15 protein-coding genes, 1 pseudogene and 1 riboswitch are annotated in these 18,456 nt (G+C 36.1%); of the genes and pseudogenes, 6 read left to right on the top strand and 10 right to left on the bottom strand.

From position 1 onward, the window contains the following. Window positions 1-467 precede the first annotated feature (467 nt). The gene (locus tag JNUCC23_RS03640) at window positions 468-926 is read left to right on the top strand and encodes a VOC family protein (RefSeq protein WP_454214350.1); all 459 of its coding nucleotides are present in this window, start codon (window positions 468-470) and stop codon (window positions 924-926) included. Between the two features lie 123 nt (window positions 927-1,049). Further along, window positions 1,050-2,273, top strand: coding sequence for a YbfB/YjiJ family MFS transporter (locus tag JNUCC23_RS03635; protein WP_403074611.1), 1,224 nt, complete (start codon window positions 1,050-1,052; stop codon window positions 2,271-2,273). A gap of 270 nt (window positions 2,274-2,543) precedes the next feature. Here the strand turns inward: JNUCC23_RS03635 and JNUCC23_RS03630 are convergent, their stop codons facing one another. The 3 genes from JNUCC23_RS03630 to JNUCC23_RS03620 are packed head-to-tail and all read right to left on the bottom strand — an operon-like array spanning window position 2,544 to window position 4,893. Next, window positions 2,544-3,614 (bottom strand): LLM class flavin-dependent oxidoreductase, encoded by a 1,071-nt coding sequence (locus tag JNUCC23_RS03630; protein ID WP_403075199.1) that lies wholly within the window; start codon window positions 3,612-3,614, stop codon window positions 2,544-2,546. A gap of 23 nt (window positions 3,615-3,637) precedes the next feature. Beyond that, window positions 3,638-4,483: a VOC family protein gene (locus tag JNUCC23_RS03625; RefSeq protein ID WP_454214348.1), complete on the bottom strand. Its 846-nt coding sequence runs from the start codon at window positions 4,481-4,483 to the stop codon at window positions 3,638-3,640. A 5-nt stretch (window positions 4,484-4,488) separates the two neighbouring features. Next, a complete protein-coding gene (locus JNUCC23_RS03620; RefSeq protein WP_062184342.1) occupies window positions 4,489-4,893 on the bottom strand; it encodes a DoxX family protein in 405 nt (134 codons plus the stop codon). A gap of 143 nt (window positions 4,894-5,036) precedes the next feature. Between JNUCC23_RS03620 and JNUCC23_RS03615 the strand changes: the two genes are divergently transcribed. The 3 genes from JNUCC23_RS03615 to JNUCC23_RS03605 all read left to right on the top strand — a co-directional run bounded on the left by JNUCC23_RS03615 (window position 5,037) and on the right by JNUCC23_RS03605 (window position 8,289). After that, complete coding sequence (locus JNUCC23_RS03615) at window positions 5,037-5,363, top strand: winged helix-turn-helix transcriptional regulator (RefSeq protein ID WP_062184345.1); 327 nt, start codon at window positions 5,037-5,039, stop codon at window positions 5,361-5,363. A gap of 625 nt (window positions 5,364-5,988) precedes the next feature. Further along, window positions 5,989-6,954 carry a bile acid:sodium symporter family protein gene (locus tag JNUCC23_RS03610; protein WP_454214345.1) on the top strand — a complete coding sequence of 322 codons (966 nt, stop codon included), beginning with the start codon at window positions 5,989-5,991 and terminating at the stop codon, window positions 6,952-6,954. 186 nt (window positions 6,955-7,140) lie between these two features. After that, the gene (locus JNUCC23_RS03605) at window positions 7,141-8,289 is read left to right on the top strand and encodes a cation:proton antiporter (protein ID WP_454214343.1); all 1,149 of its coding nucleotides are present in this window, start codon (window positions 7,141-7,143) and stop codon (window positions 8,287-8,289) included. Window positions 8,290-8,816: 527 nt separating this feature from the next. On the opposite strand, the gene JNUCC23_RS03600 is transcribed toward JNUCC23_RS03605, so the two are convergent. The 6 genes and pseudogenes from JNUCC23_RS03600 to JNUCC23_RS03575 form a co-directional block, all read right to left on the bottom strand. Next, window positions 8,817-9,698, bottom strand: coding sequence for a 5'-methylthioadenosine/S-adenosylhomocysteine nucleosidase (locus tag JNUCC23_RS03600; RefSeq protein ID WP_454214341.1), 882 nt, complete (start codon window positions 9,696-9,698; stop codon window positions 8,817-8,819). A gap of 181 nt (window positions 9,699-9,879) precedes the next feature. Further along, window positions 9,880-9,983: riboswitch (purine riboswitch) on the bottom strand. A 353-nt stretch (window positions 9,984-10,336) separates the two neighbouring features. Next, the gene (gene argH / locus JNUCC23_RS03595) at window positions 10,337-11,656 is read right to left on the bottom strand and encodes an argininosuccinate lyase (protein WP_454214339.1); all 1,320 of its coding nucleotides are present in this window, start codon (window positions 11,654-11,656) and stop codon (window positions 10,337-10,339) included. Window positions 11,657-11,681: 25 nt separating this feature from the next. Next, complete coding sequence (locus JNUCC23_RS03590) at window positions 11,682-13,253, bottom strand: APC family permease (RefSeq protein WP_062184357.1); 1,572 nt, start codon at window positions 13,251-13,253, stop codon at window positions 11,682-11,684. 494 nt (window positions 13,254-13,747) lie between these two features. Continuing rightward, window positions 13,748-14,515 carry a hypothetical protein gene (locus JNUCC23_RS03585; protein ID WP_403074623.1) on the bottom strand — a complete coding sequence of 256 codons (768 nt, stop codon included), beginning with the start codon at window positions 14,513-14,515 and terminating at the stop codon, window positions 13,748-13,750. 464 nt (window positions 14,516-14,979) lie between these two features. Further along, the gene (locus tag JNUCC23_RS03580) at window positions 14,980-15,609 is read right to left on the bottom strand and encodes a class I SAM-dependent methyltransferase (RefSeq protein ID WP_403074625.1); all 630 of its coding nucleotides are present in this window, start codon (window positions 15,607-15,609) and stop codon (window positions 14,980-14,982) included. Next, window positions 15,606-16,628: pseudogene (locus JNUCC23_RS03575) on the bottom strand (IS1595 family transposase). Before JNUCC23_RS03575 ends, JNUCC23_RS03580 begins: the two are co-directional and overlap by 4 nt. A 319-nt stretch (window positions 16,629-16,947) precedes the next feature. Here JNUCC23_RS03575 and JNUCC23_RS03570 point away from each other — a divergent pair. After that, on the top strand, window positions 16,948-17,430 hold the full coding sequence (locus JNUCC23_RS03570; protein WP_403074627.1) for a DUF2798 domain-containing protein: 483 nt from the start codon (window positions 16,948-16,950) through the stop codon (window positions 17,428-17,430). 268 nt (window positions 17,431-17,698) lie between these two features. Here JNUCC23_RS03570 and JNUCC23_RS03565 read toward each other — a convergent pair whose 3' ends face one another. Next, on the bottom strand, window positions 17,699-18,253 hold the full coding sequence (locus tag JNUCC23_RS03565) for a TetR/AcrR family transcriptional regulator (protein WP_062184372.1): 555 nt from the start codon (window positions 18,251-18,253) through the stop codon (window positions 17,699-17,701). Window positions 18,254-18,456: the final 203 nt, after the last annotated feature.

The following is an 18,456-nucleotide window of genomic DNA, read 5'->3' as shown; positions in this document are numbered from 1 at the left end:
AAAGAATTGTTCAAAAACATGTTACTTTTTTATATAGATCTATCGACGTATGCTCTCAGTTTCTATCTTACTGGATCGTTAACCCTGCAATCAAAATAATAATGTAAATTCATTTGAAAAAGGAAAAAAATAGTATATAATTATATAATTCAGTTTATTCAAATAATTAAAATGATGGGTATTCTGATAAAGAAATTTTTTATTGCATCCTTAACTTTGTTGCTAGTTTGTTTCAATCAATTAGATTAGAAAATTCATATGGATTTGTGAGTGACACTTTAACACGTAAACCTCTACCATTATCATCAGAGTATAGTGATGAAGCCATTGCTAAAACGAGTAGGATATGGAAAATCATTAGTATGAGCAATGATAATCGTAGAGAGCCTTATTGGTTCTCTTTTTTTTAGAAATAATTCCAAGTAGCACATCAATCCTTAAATATATAATAAAAAGGAGCGATTACGATGATCAAAGGTCTTTATGAAGCACATCTACCTGTAACTAATCTTTTGAACTCAATAGAGTTTTATAAAAAGTTAGATTTAGAAATTGCCTATCAACATGAAAAATTAGCTTTCTTCTGGATTGAGAAGGGGCATAGCTGGTTAGGTTTGTGGGAAACAGATAAAGTTGACACGCCATATCACCCCTCTTTAAGGCATATTGCATGGCATGTTGATACAAAAGATATCAGGAATGCGAAAGAGTGGCTTGAATCAAAAGGGATACAAATAATTGAAACTTTTGGAATTCCGCCAGAGAAACAACCGCTCGTCTTATCAAACACACGAAACGCCCACGCTGCTATTTATTTCCAAGACCCTGATGGCAACTTACTTGAATTAATGACTCCATTAAGATTGGATCTTAGCGAAAATGCTAACATAATGTCATTAGAAGAGTGGGATGAAAAAAATAACTGAATACCCTTAAAATTTAAGATTCCATTGCAGAACATAGGTAATCAATAATCATAAGTAGTGAATGAAAGATAGATATGAGTCTAGGAAAAGAATGGAAGTCAGTAAAATATCGGGGTGTGAATGATGAGTCATGAGCAAAAAATTTGGAAGTATGCCTTTGCGAGCGCTATGGTGACAATTAGTATTCTTGGCTTTGGCAGAATGTCTTACGGGATTCTAATGCCCTTTATGAAGGACAGTTTATCGCTTACCTATGAACAAGCAGGTGTTCTGAGCACATCAACTTCGATCGGCTATTTGGGATTGGTTCTCTTTGCTGGCATTTTCGCTGCAAAATGGGGGTCGAAACGTTTAGTAATCCTAGGGACATTACTTGTTACTTGTGGGTTGCTGTACATGCCCTGGGTTCAAAATTATTTTTCCTGCTTAATAGGTATGGTACTTCTCGGTGTTGGTGCGGCTTTCGCGTATACCCCATTGGTTAATATTGTTGTCGGTTGGTTTCCACGGCAAAGAGGTATGATGATCGGATTTCTTTTAAGTGGGTTAGGACTAGGAACATTGTTTTCTAGCGCACTCATACCATTCTTTACAGCTTGGTTTTCTGGAAATGGTTGGCGATATATCTGGCTGTTATACGGACTGTTTTCTTTACTATCTGCCTTTGTTGCTCAGATAATTCTCAGAGATCCACCCATATCTTTACCTAAAATAACGCAAGAAAAAACTTCTCTATTTCGCGAGGTGTACTTGCATAAAAGAATCTTATTAGTAGCCTGTATCTACGGATTGATTGGATTTGCATATTTAATTCCACAGAACTTCCTTTTTAGTTTTATTTTAGAAGCTCATATTAATCGCTATTCGGCTGGTCAAATTGTCGCTTTGGGTGGTTTTATGTCCATTTTTAGTGGACCGATATGGGGAATGATTTCGGATAAAATTGGGCGGAAGAAGTCCTTATTGATCACACTTTTCCTGGGGACCATTGCGATGCTCATTCCCATTACCTTCCCCGAACTTATCGGGTTTGTAATCAGCCAGTTCCTCTGGGGAATTACGGTTGTCGGAATGCTTTCTCTCATTCAAGCTATTTCGACAGAACAAATTCAGCCAGCATATGCACCAATTGCATTGGGATATGTAACTGTTTATTTTGCTGCTGGACAATTAGTTGGACCTGGGCTTGGCGGCTGGATGATCGACCATCTTGGGGGCATCCCCTCATCATTACTACTTTGTTCTGGACTTCTGCTTACGGCTTTCATATTATCCACACAATTACACAAAGAAGGAATGGGCGAACAGTTGATTTCCCAAAAGGAGACTCACTCTATGGAAGGGTAAGCTTCAATAAAAAACAAATATGGCGTTAAAACGCCACCACTGTGATGAATCCTGTAACACGCTACACTCGCCTAATCACAATGGTGGCTGTGCGGAGCCAGATTTTGAGGTACTTTCTTAATAAAGAAAGTATGCCTGCTAAGTCGATTGGTTATAGTAGTAAGTCGCGAAGCCCCGTCCCCACGTCCTTCATAAAAAAGGAACCAACATTATATAACATGCCGGTTCCTTTAATCCATCATTTTCATTAAAATGACTATTTCAAAACGATTATTTACTTAATTCACGTCGGATAACCGGGGCTACTTCTGTTGCTAATCGTTCAATATTTTTCGCAACTTTAGCAAATGGGATCCCACCGATATCCATCTGGGCGATAAATCGCTGATGCCCGAACAATTCATGCTGATACAGGATTTTTTCAATAATTTGCTGGGAGCTACCAACAAACAATGCAGTGTCTGGACTTGACATTTGTTCAAAATCAGCCCGAGACATTCGTGTATTCATCCCTCGTTGACGATTCACATACTCCCAGTAATTTGAATAATATGGATAGAATTCGTCCTTGGCTTGTTCCGTTGTTTCAGCCATAAATGTGTGCCCAGTTACGCCTACCTTTAAATCATTCAAATGATGACCCGCTTCAACGCCCACTTTGCGATAAATATCAACGAGTGGTTTGAATCGATTTGGATCGCCGCCGAGAATGGCTAGAGCCATCCCAACTCCAAACTTACCTGCTCTTTCTGCACTTTCAGGTGATCCACCAACACCAACCCAAAGTGGCAGTTGCTTTTGAACTGGTCGTGGTGCAATCTCAGCATTCTGAAGACTTGAGCGGAACCGACCATCCCACGTAATCTTCTCTTGTTCGTTCAGTTTTAAAAACAAATCAATATTCTCTTCGAACAATTCATCATACTCGTTGACGTTATATCCAAAAAGCGGGAAAGATTCTATAAACGCCCCACGCCCCGCAATAACTTCAGCGCGACCGTTTGATAGCAGATCCAATGTCGAAAAGTCTTCAAATAAGCGAACAGGATCGACCGTGCTTAATACAGTAGTCGCACTGGTCAATTTAATCTGTCTCGTTACTTGCGCAATTGCAGCAAGTACGACTGGAGTAGCTGAAACCGCATAGTCTAAACGATGATGTTCACCTAAACCAAAAAGGTCTAGTCCTGCTTCATCAGCTAGTTTTGCTGCATCTACTATTTCTGTCAAGCGCTGGTGGGCGCTAATTACTTTACCAGTATGGGGATCTGGAACGATATCACCAAGCGTATAAATCCCGATTTCAAAACTAGAATCGTTTAATGTATTATCTTCTTTCATCATACGTTCCTCCAAAAAAAGCTTTAAATAACTAAATGAATTTCATTTCCTGATGGATCAGCTGTCACATATACATCGTTTTCTTGTTTCACTATAGCACCGATTTGTTCCAGCTGTACAATCACCTTGCTTCTTGCTTCTTCATTTGCGTAAACGAGTGTATACCAATTAAGTCCAACACTGTTTTTCTGAGGTGCAGGAACACCAACACCATTCCATGTATTTAAACCGATATGATGGTGGTATCCACCTGTCGAAGTAAAGAGAGCCCCTCCAAATCGATTTACAACGGTAAAGCCAAGCCCTTTCACATAAAACTCATCCGTTTTTTGAAGATCCGCTACATGTAAATGAATATGCCCCATCAACGTATCAGCTGGCAATCCACTCCACTCGGCATGACTTTCAGCAAGTAAGCTTTCCCCATCTAACGGTTCAGTTGCCATTGCTACTTCTCCATTTGACCATGACCATTCAGAAGACAGGCGATCCCAGTATACTTCAATCCCATTCCCGTCCGGATCAGAAATGTACAAAGCTTCACTTACATAATGATCCGACGCTCCAAATCGATAGCCCGTCTGAAGTAAATGGCGTAAGAAGACTGACAAATCAGCTCGAGTGGGCAACAACAGGGCAAAATGATACAAGCCAGATGTACGCCCTTCTTTAGCAATCACATCAGCTGGCTGTTCAAGCGTAAGCAACGGGGTTTTACCGTCTGTTGTTAAAACCGCTTTACGTTCAGTTTGTTCCAAAACTTGAAAACCGATAATTTCTTGATAAAACGTAATGGCACGATCCAATTCCATTACATTAATACTAACTTCTCCAACAAACGTAATTGGCTTTTGATGAAACTTTTCCATTTTTACTACTTCCCTTCTTTATTAAAAATTTTATTGTCTAATGAGAAAAGAGAGCGATTTGCAAAAGCGAGGAAAATAGCCATAGCAAGCAGCGCTAATTCAAATTCATATCCTGCCATTTGCCCATTACCAAGAAACCCGAGAGGAAGTTTTACTGTAAATATGGCTCCTAACATAATAACAGCAAACAACACCGAAACAATTCGTGTTCCAATACCTAGTATCAACGCAATTCCACCAATTAACTCTATAGCTGCGACGAGATAAGCTACAAACCCAGGAATGCCAATACTGTCGAAAAAGCCAACCGTGTTACTTATTCCACCTTGAAATTTAACAAAACCGTGAATGAAAAAAGTAAGACCTAAAATAATACGTAATATAACTGCACCTGTTTCATTTTTATTCATGTTTTTTATTCTCCTTTATTTTTAGTTACTTTATGTAAGTTATTATATTTTTATAATGAAGTCTTGTCAAGTAACTTTGTATATTTAAATTATATGATATTAAATTGTAATATGATATATTGTAACTAAAGGAGTGAAAGAGCATGAATCAATCCATTATTTGTCCGCGATTTGAAAAAGCCGTCTCTCTTTTAAGTCAACGCTGGACTACTTTACTTATTTATCAATTATTATCCGGTCCACAACGATTCGGCACCATCCAATCTTCTATAGCAATTAGCGGCAGAGTTTTGTCAGAACGCTTAAAAGACCTCGAACAGCAGGGTATCGTGAAGCGTGATGTCATACCAGAAACACCTGTTAGAATCGAATACTCATTAACGGAAAAAGGTTTCTCATTAGAACCGATTTTGAAAGAAATAGAAAATTGGTCTCAAGAGTGGGTGAAAAAAGAGGAATTAGACGACTAAAACCCTTAATGCCCAATAAACACTTTACTAAATAGCGCTCTAATAAGTTTGAATCCTTTAAGACTTTAACAAGAAGGGAAAGGCGCAAATAACGGCATTATCACAGAATCCCCTTTTTTAGGACATGCTGATGGTAATGCTTTTTTCTCTGTGGAAAAGGGGAGGGGCTTCGCAAAATCGCTCCGCTACCTTCATAAGATGATGCAGTTTATAGAACTTGAACCTTTTTCATCGTCAGGTTTTAGAGCAGACGCTCATGGATCGTTCTTTAATTTACATATTATGATGGCATTTTCGGTTCTGGTTGTACGGTATCATAGAAGTACACTACAACCTTTATCTCGCATTAACGGGCAGTCCCCCACTGATCTTTGTCCCTACTAAAAGTAAGCCGCTCTTTCACATTTAATATCATGAGAAGTGACATAAACACGAATGCTGAGATATGTTATATTGAGTATATACATTTTGTAACTACTTAAGTTTGATGTCTATTTTAAAATTTTTTACCATCATTTTTTATTCTTCAAAACATAAAATAGTGAAGTTGCTTATTTTCCACAATACGATGTAGGCTTAAGTAGTTTCATAATCTCATAGTTTATTTTCAGGGAGCGCTTAGAAGATGCTGCAAAAATTAAATGCTTTTTTAGAAAGTAAAATGCCGTTTATTACACCTATCAGTGTGTTGCTTGGTGTGACGTTTGCAAGCTATGTCGATAGCTTTTCGTTTTTAGTTCCATGGTTGTTTGCATTTATGACGTTTTCGGGTAGTTTGGGGTCAAATATTAAGTCATTTAAAGAAGTGATGATCCATCCTCTACCGATCATTATTACGATGTGTATTCTACATGTGATCATGCCGCTTTGGGCTTTTGGTGTAGGTCATGTTGTCTTTCACGGGGATGTTTATACGATAACTGGATTAGTTCTTGGCATGATTATTCCGACCGGCATTACAAGTGTTCTGTGGGTATCCATCTATCGAGGGAACATTCCACTTACACTTGCAGTGATTTTAATTGATACGTTTTTATCGCCATTCATCGTTCCATATACGATGTCGCTTATGGTTGGCGAACGAGTAGAAATGGATATTCTCGGCATGATGGGCGGTTTGCTATGGATGGTCGTTCTTCCTTCATTGGCTGGGATGTTGCTTAATCAAGTAACAAATGGAAAGGTAAAAACCGTATTAGGTCCGCGCCTTTCACCGATTTCAAAAATCTTTTTAGGAATCGTTGTGTTGTTAAATAGTTCGGTTATCGCTCCATATTTACGTCATATTGACACAAAATTGGTCTTCATCGCCATTGTCGTCTTTCTTATTGCTTTTTCTGGCTACTTGTTTTCTTTTCTTATCGGCGGGCTTTTAAAGATGAACAGAGAAGATGTTGTGTCACTAACGTTCTTAGGTGGTATGCGCAATATTAGTACTGGTGCCGTTATCGCCATTTCTTATTTTCCTGCTCAAGTTGCCGTACCTGTCGTCATAAGTATGCTATTTCAGCAAGTGCTTGCATCCATTTTTGGTCGTTTTGTCGATCAATATTATAAAAAAAGAACTGAAGTAAAGACAAGGAGTGCGTGAGTATCGCTCTGCTTTTCACAAATTAGAAAAATATTAATATTGAAATTCCACCACTAAAAATGATATGATTATTTTAATAAAATACAGTGTAGTACTTGGAGGAGCCTGTCACCAAGGGATTAGTATGTCCTTTGGTAACAGGCTTTTTTTGTATTTTTTAACAAAATTATACAAAGGATGATAAAAATGTTAATACTTCAATTAGCGATTATTTTAGTTGCAGCCAAGATTGCCGGACATATAAGTGTAAGATTAGGGCAACCTTCCGTGTTAGGTAAACTCCTAATAGGTATTGTACTAGGTCCATCCGTGTTAGGGCTAGTTACTGAGACTGAAACATTAGCAGCATTTAGTCAAATCGGTGTGATCTTGTTAATGTTTATAGCAGGTTTAGAAACCGATCTTGACGAATTTAAACGAACTGGAAAAGCGTCTACTTTTGTAGGTTTTGGTGGAATCATTGTTCCGCTTGCTGTAGGGTATTTTGCAGGAATGATGATGGATCTTACTTCTTTTCAATCATTGTTTCTAGGTCTATTGCTTTCTGCTACTAGTGTGAGTATCTCTGTTCAAGCACTAAAAGAGATGAAGCAATTAAAAACTCCTGAAGGAACTGCCATTTTAGGTGCAGCCGTGATTGATGATGTGGTCGTCATTATCGCTTTGGCTTTCTTAATGAGTTTTGCTGGTGGCGAAGTCGATCTATCCATCGTTATTTTAAAGAAAGTATTATTTTTTGCAGGCGCCATTCTTGTTGCTTGGAAAGTAGTTCCATGGTTCTTGGAAAAATTCGCTTCCTTAAAAGTGACGGAAACGGTTATTTCTGCCGCTCTAATTATTTGTTTTGTTTATGCCTACCTAGCAGAATATACAGGGGTAGCAGCGATAATCGGAGCTTATATAGCTGGTGTGGCTATTAGTGTAACAGGCTTTAAACATGAAGTTTTTGAAAAGGTTGAAACCATTGGTTATTCGATCTTTGTTCCAGTATTCTTTGCCTCAATCGGAATTACCGCACAATTTTCTGGGATTATGAATCATGTAGGTCTGATTGTTGTATTAAGTATAGTAGCTATTCTAACAAAATTAGTTGGTGCAGCTATCGGTGCTAAATTATCAGGATTTGGTTGGAATAGCTCGCTCGGGATTGGAGCTGCGATGGTGTCTCGTGGTGAGGTCGCTTTAATCTTAGCTGCAATCGGTCTAGAATCCAAACTACTTAACGAAGATTTATTCGCCGTTCTCGTTGTAGTCATTCTTGTAACAACCATCGTTACGCCACCGATGATGAAGTGGTTTTTCACATCAAAGAAGCAAACGAAAACTGCTGCTTAACTAAAGATTAACGACGATTATTCACATAATCAGCTACGACTTTCCACTACAATTAACAGCTAAAAAGAATTTTGAGAATCTGAGCTGACCTGCTAATATGTGACATCGAAGAAGCTCTAATAAGGTCGCCAGTTCCCTAAACTTAATTAGGGACAGGCCGTTTAATTTCGCATGAAGTCGTGTTTAATGCTATTACTTGATGTACTTGTCCAATTCTTTCTATTTAAATTGGTTTTGTAAGTAACGCCTGAATAAGAATAATAAAATCATTAAAATTCACTTATAAATACGTAAAGGAGATACTACTTAAATTGTAGTATCTCCTTTTAAAGTTCTTTAAAAAGATTAAGTTCAACTTTACTTCTGAAATTAAAACCGATAATAAAGTTGTTTAATTCCTTGTGGAACTAAAGCCTTCGAAAATGGAGGCACTTTTTTTACCTACAGGCAGCCGAACCTGAGATAAGAGATGGGAATCAATTATGTTTTAGTTGAAAATGGAACTGGTGCTAATCTGTTTTTCTATATTATTTGCTTGACAACGTAGTTATATATTTTTTAACTACTTCATAAACATATTCTTGATTTGCTGATGCTGTATCTGGGTTGTATTTACCACCATTGGTTTTATTATTAGACAATACTCTAATACCCAAGAATGCTACATCATAAGCTTGGGCCATTTGCGCTGCTGCGGCACCTTCCATTTCTTCTACAGATGTACCATACTTAGTATGGAACCATTTAATTCGGTCAACTTCATTATTCCAAACGTCTGCTGAACCTATAGTACCCTCGACAACCTTACCCTTAGTGTATTTATCTTTTACTGCATTAGCAGCTGCGAGTAAATCCTTGTCTCCCTCATAGTACCGGATTTTTTCAGCATTAGGATCTTCTCCTGCACTTCCTTCAGAAGCCATTAAATCCATAGGTATCCATTTAGTTGGATCAATTCCTTGGTTTTCATTCATGTTTTCAGTTTTTAATGCACCTATGTTTGTAACTCTTTTTCCTAAAACAATATCAAATACGTTTAAATTCGGATCATGTCCGCCAGATGTTCCTTGATTGATTATTGCTATAGGGTTATATCTTTCAACGGCCACTGCTGTAGCAGCTGCTGTATTTTCCATTCCTTTACCTGTTTTAGCCACGATGACAGGATAATTGTCCAGTGTTCCTTTGTAAAATACAAAAGTTCCTGATTTTTCCTCTTTAACATTTTCTAGCCTTTTTGCAAAATTTTCAGCTTCTATTGGCATTGGACCTTGAATGATAATAGGCTGTTGAGTATTTTTTTGTCCAGCTTCATTTTGTGGAGCTGAATTACATGCTGCTAGTATTGATAATAACAGTACAGTAATCGTTACTAATAAAGCGTATTTTGGTAACCTTTTGTTTTTCATAAATAATCTCTCCTTTTTCTCTTGTTGTATTTGTTACATTGGAAGATTTGGTCCAAAGAAAAAGGTCTAGAAAATGTAGAATGATTTCTACCTTCTAGACCTACAAAGTCAAAGTATAGATAATTCAGCAAAAAATAATGTTTTTGCTGAATCATAAAATGGCAGCGGCCAAAAAGCCGAACAGCCGAATACTTTAACTCGTAGTCCAGTTCTTTCATTGGGAACCAGGTAGAAACGCTCAGACCATATTACCGAGTATATACGAGTAATGATATTTAAGATTATCGCTTTTTTAATATAGCAAATTTATAATAGATATTCAACAAAAACCTGAATATTCTTCTTGTGAAACAACTTAATGTTCGCTTTTTTTGTGGAAAACAGAGAAAAAACGGGATCATTATTGGGAAAAAATAAATCATCCTTAACGATTAATACTATTCCACTTATTTTATCACCTTTACTTAAAGAAAAGCATAGAATGAAAAAAGGACAAACTCTCCAAAGGGAGAAATTTGTCCTAAATCCAATAAAGCATACATCAACTATTTGGTTTTCTAGCCATAAATTTATTTGAACCAGAACCGAATTTATCCCGGTTTAACAGGCTGTAAAACCTCACTGATGGAAGTTTCACTTTATTTTAATAAAGCGACTTTAATCCCTTTATTTAATATATTTTGATAATCAATGTATTCATATAGATCATCTTCAATCATTGGAGATAAGCTTTTCAATTCTTCTAACGTTAAATCTTCAATCGCTTTATGATGATCTTCACAATAAATGACAATCGAGCCAACAATACTGTGTGCATCTCTGAAAGCAACTCCTTTGCTAACTAAATAGTCAGCAACCTCTGTCGCATTGAGGAAGCCCTCTTTCACGGCTTTTTTCATATTTTCACTATTCACTTTCATCGTAGAAATCATATGAGACATGATGTTTAAACAAGATAATACCGTATCCAATGAGTCAAAAAATTGTTCTTTGTCTTCCTGCATATCTTTATTGTATGCCAAAGGCAAGCCTTTCATAGTGGTTAATAGCGAAGTAAGTGATCCGTATACTCTCCCTGTTTTTCCTCTGATAAGTTCAGCAGCATCAGGGTTTTTCTTTTGAGGCATGATACTGCTACCTGTAGAGTATGCGTCATCGATCGTTATAAATTTAAACTCTTGGCTGCTCCATAAAATTAATTCTTCACTTAATCTGCTTAAGTGCATCATAATAATCGAAAAATCAGACATTAATTCTAAAAGATAATCTCGATCACTTACTCCGTCCAGGAAATTATCTACTGGTTTAGAGAACCCCAACTCTTCTGCTGTCATTTCTCGGTTTATATGATGAGTCGTTCCTGCCAGAGCCCCACAACCAAGTGGACTTTCGTTCATAATATCAATTGCTTTAAGAACTCTTTTTCTATCGCGATCGAGCATATTATAGTATGCCATTAAATGGTGTTGAAACGTGATCACTTGAGCACGTTGAAGATGAGTGTAGCCTGGCATAATCACATTATTTTCTTTTGCTTTTTGTTCAAGACTATTTTGTAGATCCTCAATATACTCAATAACTTCTAACGCTTTATTTTTAGCGTAAAGTCTCATATCTGTAGCTACCTGGTCATTTCTGCTACGTGCAGTGTGAAGTTTTTTTCCTGTTTCACCAATTCGCTCAGTCAAATGCGCTTCAACAAAACTGTGGATATCTTCAAAACTTCCTTCGATAAGTAAAGTTCCGTTTTCAATATCCTCTAAAATGGAAAGAAGAGTTTTTACAATATCTTCTCCTTCTCTCTTTGTGAGTAAATCACATTGCACTAACATATTGACGTGGGCGATGCTTCCCTTAATATCTTCAGCATAAAGCCTTTTATCGACCTTAAGTGAGCTATTAAAGTCTTCCATCAATTTATTTTCTTCTTTTCTAAAACGTCCGCCCCAAAGCTTCATATCAAGTTCTCCTTTTAAAAAAATATTACTTTAAATTAGATACACTTTCTTTTAATTCTTCAATATTCCCTTTTTTACGCATATACCAAACACCGTTATAAACGGCAAAGTTGTAAAAGATAAATCCAAGTATTGCCGCAACAATAGACATAAATGGCTCAGGAACAATATTATTACCACCAAAATTCCCTAAATAGGACATCAATACAAGCAATAATATATAAACAACAAGATATATACCACCTAAGATTTCAATAGATTTATGTTTATTAATAAAATGGACTACTAAATAAGCGCCAATTCCTAAAATTAACCCTGTAATTGCAAGTTGTACCCTACTCCAGTTTGTCCAATAAATAAGCAATGTAGCAAAAACAAAAGCTGCTGGGGCAATAATGTGCATACCTGGGAGACCTTTGTCTTGTGTCAAACCAACCTTACGGAAAACCATGACAGTTACACATGCTGAAGCATATTTAAAAATACCAATTGCTCCTACAATAGCAACAATTGCAGTCCAACTTTTTAATGGGAATAAGAATAGCAATCCGATAACGAAATTGAGCGCAAGTGCACGAGTTGGGACGCCAAATCGTTTGTTAATTGTTCCGAAGAACGAGGGTAAAAATCCGCTTTTCGCCATTCCAAACACATGTCTTGAAGTTCCTGCTGTATAAGTCAACGCTGAACCTGTTGGGGAAATCATAGCGTCAGCCGTAATAATCCATGATAACCAAACCATATTTGCCATAAGGGCTAGATTCGCAAATGGAGAATCAAACTTAATTCCACTCCAACCGTTTGCTAGCATATCTGGCGGAACGGCTCCAATAAAAACAATTTGAAGTAATACATATAAGATGGCAGCAACTACAAGAGACGTGATCAAAGCTAGTGGAATATTACGTCTAGGGTTCACGACTTCACCACTCATCATCACCACATTACCAAATCCTGTATAGGCAAAAAAGATCCCACTAGTTAATATCGCGCTTAATCCAGCACCATAACCATAAGGAGCAAACCCTTGACTTGTAAAGTTCTCTGCATGAAAACCTGTCATAAAGAAAGCGATGATCGTTAGAACCGGTACTATAAATTTAATCGTCGTAATAACTGTATTCGTAATCGCAAATAATTTTACTCCAAAATAGTTAAAAACAACAAAGAATACCATCAAAATGGTAGAGGCTAAAATGCCCGATGTAGTAAGTTGCTCCTTTGTTAGATCATACAATCCTGGCCAGAACTGATTAGCATATTGAATAACTCCTGCTGATTCTACAGGTGCAGTAGCACAATAGCCTAGCCAGATCGAATAACTAGTCACTGTAGCAAGCATTTTTCCATTAGAATAAAGGGGATAACGACCTAAACCACCTGTTTCAGGCTTAACTCTCCCTAACTCAGCATAAATAAGTGCTATGAGTGTAATCGCAATTGCACCGAGTGCCCAGGACATAATAGCCGCGGGACCGGCTAATTTTGCCGCTGCCCACGGACCGAAAAGCCAGCTTGATCCAATAATCCCGCCAAGAGATAAGGCAGTAAGTGACCAAAAACCCATTCTCTTTTTCAAATATTGTTCTTGATTCATAAAATTCCCTCTTTCTTAATATTCTATAAATAAAAGCTCTTTATTATAGCATGATAGTTTTGTGATAATCTTCTCAATATTAATTTTTTCAGTATTTAGAATTACCTATTAATTAATTAATTGTAAATTCAAAAATATAACAATTCTTATAGTACACGATATAAACTGGTTGTCGAATCTTCCTATAAATGAATTAGGACCAATATTTCCCCTCATATTCATCAATAGATTTATCAAGGCTATTTCTACTTTAAATGGTTTCAGTTATGTCTTATTAGTTCTTCTCAGTGTATTTCTTAAAACCAATATATTTCCCTATTTCTTAAACAGAGAATCAAAGATAACCTTTTGTAGAATAGAATTTTTTAATAGTACTTCAATTTTTCTTTTATCGTAGTAATGGCGAAACATATATTTTCAATAGAAACAGGGTTACAATCGGTACAACCGAATTTGTAACCCTTCTGATTTTTTATTATTTAACTAGTTGAGTCTCATTTATAGTACGGAGGTTCCTCCCCTTCACTACTAGATGCGGTTAAAGATCCACGTTCTACCTCGTAAGAAAAAGACGAGAAACCCTTTACCTTTCCTTTATTCCATCTTTCAGTAAAAGTAATGAGATATTTTTCTTTTCCTATTTCTTTTGCAGCTGTTTCTTTCTCAACATAGTAACCATCAATCTGCCCTTCCCATTTGCCAACATTCTTAGGGAAATTATCTGTAACAGTCCCATCACCATCAGTGACAAATTCAACAGCGTCTTCTACTGTAAAGGGCGGTAAAGGTTCAGACATGATCTGAAAATAGCCCCAAAGCAAACCACAAATTACGAATGGAACAAGAAAAAACATCTTAAAACTCTTTTGAACCTTAGCTCTGACAAATAGCCATCTATCGATTAAAGCATAAAACAAAGCAACTATCATTCCGGATAACGCCAATGTAGATTCCTGAAAAAGCCAACCATTTGCTAAACCAAAAAAGCCATGAAGCAAAACGTAAAGCCATATGTGTTTCACAAACCACTTTTTTTGCAGATATTCTAACCCAACAGAAACCAGATTTCCATAAATTAAGACAATTATGCCTATATACATACTATATATCGATAGCCAGCCTAAAAAACTTCCTCCTAAACCATAAGGATATTCCGACTTAACACTATCTGCCATATATAAATATGCTAAGATCATAGATGGAATCATTGTCGTGACAAATGTGGCTGTTAATTTCCTCTTAATCAGACTTTCAGCTGCCATACAACCCCTCCCATTATGCTAAATCTATCAATGATGACAAGTAATAAAAAGGAAGTTCCCTTCAAACATTCCTTTATTTAGATAAACTCCTTTTTTATCCTATATTACCATTTTATTAGCCCAATGACTTTGATTCATAGCACCTTCTGAATGCATAACAAAAAGCCAACCATTCGTATGTTGACTTCAGTTATTCCTTTTTTAAAATTCATCCTAACAAAACTAAAGAGACGATCTTTATATAGACGTTTCCTCATCCTAAAATTTTAACGCTTCTTGTTCAACCATTTGCATACATTCTCGTACCACTTTAGGCAAATTTTTTTATTATTTGGCTCTGTTTTAAAATAGTGTTGAAAATTAAGCGACTTTTAAGAATAATGCGTAAGCACTTGAAGGAATAGGTTACACATAAGCCTTATCAATTAACAATTCACTATTTTTGATTTTTTATGCAATTATAATTATAGTTCTTTTTGGCATTTTACCATTATAAATTTAAATGGGGGTTTATTTTCCATATTCTTATGTGGCTCAACAATTTCCGAGAATTCTATCAGTCCATATTTTCCAAATTCTTGTTTTATCGAGTCAGAATCATAGAAAAACATTTTTATCCCTTCCATTATCTCGAAATAGTCTTTCCCCAGTTGTTTGCCCTTTCCAAACATTGGGGCTTCTTTTGAAATAGTAGTAAAAATCATATATCCGTTTGGCTTTAACTGATTATAGCAATCTTTAATAAACTTATCTCTCTCACGATTATTCAATAAGTGAATAAGTGCATAACAAAATATACCATCATAAAGTTTGTTATCAAAAGGCATATCGGTTACTGAGCCATGAAAAATACTCATATTAAGTCCATTTTGCCTTGCCAATTCAATCGCTGTTTTTGAAATCTCGATACCTGTTACATTTATTCCGTTGTCAATAAAAACCTTTGCATTTCTACCATATCCAATACCAGGAATCAATATATCCTTAACTCTCTTTTCAAGGAAAAAGTCCTTTGTCAAGATCCCGGAGTCTGAAGGTTCAAATCCCCACATCGTTTGATTCTCTATAAAACTTGATTCCCAGATTTCTGTCATATCTCAATCTCCTTTACAAATATTAGCTCTCTTTCTTTAAATTCTGCTGTTTTTATATAAGCATAGGCTACATTACATTGAACCATAAAGTTCTTTACCTTTATTGCTTCCTTATCATTTTCAAATAGTTCAAGCCATTTGAACCAGTACATATAGTTACTGATATATTTAGTTGCAACACCATTAAACCTATTCATCCACTTCTTTAATTTGCTGTGAACAGCATTTATGTGTTGAATATGGTATATTCCTTCTTTATGTTTTCCTCTTTTTACACACTGATGGTCTAATGAAAAATCATGGGCAAACTGAACATACCTCTTATGACTATCCGTGCAAAGGATAGAGTTATCCCCTATACGACCATCATAGAGCCTTTCTAATTCTTGATGTGTCATTCTTCCCTTACATAGTAGTTCCCTGATTAAATTACCTTGCCCATCAATAGCAGTTGCTATATATACTTGTTCGTTAGATATACCTCTTTTTTTAACCTACTTACCTCTTTTACGAGATTTTCTTGGCCTTTCAGAAGATTTGTATCTTTAAAACTTGCAGCAAAAAATACTTCAGCAGCCTCAATAACACCTTCAACAGAGCCTATCCCAAAAAATAGTCTTATGCAGTCGAGGATTTTATGCCTCCAAAAGAAATTTGTTACTATGTGTAATGCCAACGATTTGGGCACTTTTCCTAATGGACTAACCATTTATCATACACTTCGCATATTTAAGCCATTGATCTAACGTTTTCTTACTCTTGTAAGTAGTAAAGTCAGTAAAGCTCTCTCTGCATGACTTACATATATATCGTTGTTTACCATTTTATTTTCCGTTTCTTGATATAGTTTCAGCACCGCAATGAGGGCAGACTTTCCCCTTGGCAAATACAAATTCTTTAACTTCCTGTGTAATTTGACTTACTTGTGAGCCCAACATAGGCACTTCCTCTAAAAAAGAATATATATGCTGTTGTTAGTGTAACGGTAATCTTTTTATTTGTTCTATTGAATATAGCAAAGTTTTCGCATATTCACGAAAGTATATCAAATTTCAACATTGATTTAAAACATAGCCTATTAGTTTCATCCAAAAATAAACTCCACGCCTTCTCAATAATAGCTTCTTCTCCCCATCGGATCATTCGTTATCCTCCTTCGCTGATGTAAGAAAATCATCAATCTCGTAAACAGGTCTTCTATCTGCAGCTCTATTTTTCACGTCAAAACAACAGGATAATTTAACATTATCTAAAAAAGTTCACAGAATCGTCACTTATGTAAAAAAATCTAGGCATATATAATTAGCACTTATTCTCTTTACGAAAGGATGTTTATATTTGCCTAGTAATAAAAAAGAAGGCATGATTTTCGGACTATTTATGTGTTTTGGAATGGTTCTTATTATGTCCATTTACAACACAGCTTTACACGGATTTTCATCGTATACAGTAGGGAGCGCAGTAATTCAATTTGTCATAACATTTATCGTCGCTTTTATTGCAGAGTCAATCGTTGAACCACAAGCGCGTAAAATTGCATTATCACTACCTTATGATAAATCAAAAGAAATCAACTTTATTCTGGCGCTTGCTTTTTGTATGGTACCTATGATGGTTCTTATTATGTCAGTATACGGACTTATTTTAATGGCGGTAATGACAGGAATTGAAGGTTCAATTTTCACAGCTTACCTTAAAACAGTTGGTCTAAACTTTATCGTGGCGCTTCCTTCTCAGTTATTAATTGTTGGACCAATCTCACGTAGGCTATTAGTTAAATACATTAAACCATCGACACCAAAGCCAAAATTAAACGTGTAAAAACAAGCAAGCTACTTTTTTTGTAGCTTGCTTGTTCTAGGTAGAACTCCCAAAATGGGGTTCAATGTCTTTCCCTGTTATTTAAGCATCATTCAAATATCGGTATAGCTGTCTGTTATTCAACAAAACCGCCTCGTCAGCTTAATTAAAATCCTTCACAATTTGCATTTATTGTATAGGATGAGACCATATTTCTAGTTTAGGTACCTTCTGGGTATTCCCTCCCTTTCTTCTAAATTGACGTGTACATTTTTCATAGGAAGATACCTTATAAATTCCTCTCAAACAATATTCCTATTTGTTCTTCCATGACATGAGGTGGATAAGGCATTCCATTCTTTAACCACCATTCCACTTCCCCTACGTAAGCTGTTCCAAAAAATTGAAGAATGACATCTTCGTTTAAACCGCGATTTTTTCCTTCTGTTATATTCCATCCATTCTTTACGTTCTTTATATCTTCGATGACAAACTCGAGGAACCGGCTACGAAAGAAAGGGGCACCTTTACTGGCTAACATAGACGAAAAGAATAAATAATTACTTTCAAAGTAATCGAACCAAGTCACACTTCCATCTATAGAATCCGTTTCAGTTTCCGGTTCGCAGATTTCCCGTAGAGCGTTAATATGTTCTTCAATGAGCTTATCTAGCAGATCATATTTATCCATGTAATGTAGATAAATGGTTCTTCGGCTAACATTTGCCCTATCGGAAATATCTTGTATCGTAATGTCATCAAATTTTTTTTCAGACATCAGTTCAATAACAGCTTTTTTTATAGCTTCTTGAGATTTGAGTATTCTTCTATCCACTTTAGACATGATGAGGGTCACCAAACTTTCTTTAAAGTAATTCACAATTTTAATCGATTTGTGCACTAATGCACGAATCGTAGTTATTTGATAATTGCAAACATCCTGTGTCTATTTATAATTATATACACAAGTAACTTAATGCACCAACGTGTATTAATATATTTTTAGGATATCTAATTTAGTTAAATTAAATGAAGATAGGAGATAAA

Source organism: Peribacillus sp. JNUCC 23 (genome assembly GCF_053653995.1).
Note: the sequence above shows the minus strand (reverse complement) of the source record. Positions and strands in the feature narration are given on the sequence as shown.

Excerpts from the sequence above, each read along its gene's own strand:
- JNUCC23_RS03630 (WP_403075199.1), bottom strand. The coding sequence starts at position 3,614 with ATGAAAGAAGATAATACATTAAACGATTCTAGTTTTGAAATCGGGATT.
- JNUCC23_RS03590 (WP_062184357.1), bottom strand. The coding sequence starts at position 13,253 with ATGAATCAAGAACAATATTTGAAAAAGAGAATGGGTTTTTGGTCACTT.
- JNUCC23_RS03640 (WP_454214350.1), top strand. The coding sequence starts at position 468 with ATGATCAAAGGTCTTTATGAAGCACATCTACCTGTAACTAATCTTTTG.
- JNUCC23_RS03600 (WP_454214341.1), bottom strand. The coding sequence starts at position 9,698 with ATGAAAAACAAAAGGTTACCAAAATACGCTTTATTAGTAACGATTACT.
- JNUCC23_RS03635 (WP_403074611.1), top strand. The coding sequence starts at position 1,050 with ATGAGTCATGAGCAAAAAATTTGGAAGTATGCCTTTGCGAGCGCTATG.
- JNUCC23_RS03580 (WP_403074625.1), bottom strand. The coding sequence starts at position 15,609 with ATGACAGAAATCTGGGAATCAAGTTTTATAGAGAATCAAACGATGTGG.
- JNUCC23_RS03615 (WP_062184345.1), top strand. The coding sequence starts at position 5,037 with ATGAATCAATCCATTATTTGTCCGCGATTTGAAAAAGCCGTCTCTCTT.
- JNUCC23_RS03565 (WP_062184372.1), bottom strand. The coding sequence starts at position 18,253 with ATGTCTAAAGTGGATAGAAGAATACTCAAATCTCAAGAAGCTATAAAA.
- JNUCC23_RS03610 (WP_454214345.1), top strand. The coding sequence starts at position 5,989 with ATGCTGCAAAAATTAAATGCTTTTTTAGAAAGTAAAATGCCGTTTATT.
- JNUCC23_RS03620 (WP_062184342.1), bottom strand. The coding sequence starts at position 4,893 with ATGAATAAAAATGAAACAGGTGCAGTTATATTACGTATTATTTTAGGT.
- JNUCC23_RS03605 (WP_454214343.1), top strand. The coding sequence starts at position 7,141 with ATGTTAATACTTCAATTAGCGATTATTTTAGTTGCAGCCAAGATTGCC.
- argH (WP_454214339.1), bottom strand. The coding sequence starts at position 11,656 with ATGAAGCTTTGGGGCGGACGTTTTAGAAAAGAAGAAAATAAATTGATG.
- JNUCC23_RS03625 (WP_454214348.1), bottom strand. The coding sequence starts at position 4,483 with ATGGAAAAGTTTCATCAAAAGCCAATTACGTTTGTTGGAGAAGTTAGT.
- JNUCC23_RS03585 (WP_403074623.1), bottom strand. The coding sequence starts at position 14,515 with ATGGCAGCTGAAAGTCTGATTAAGAGGAAATTAACAGCCACATTTGTC.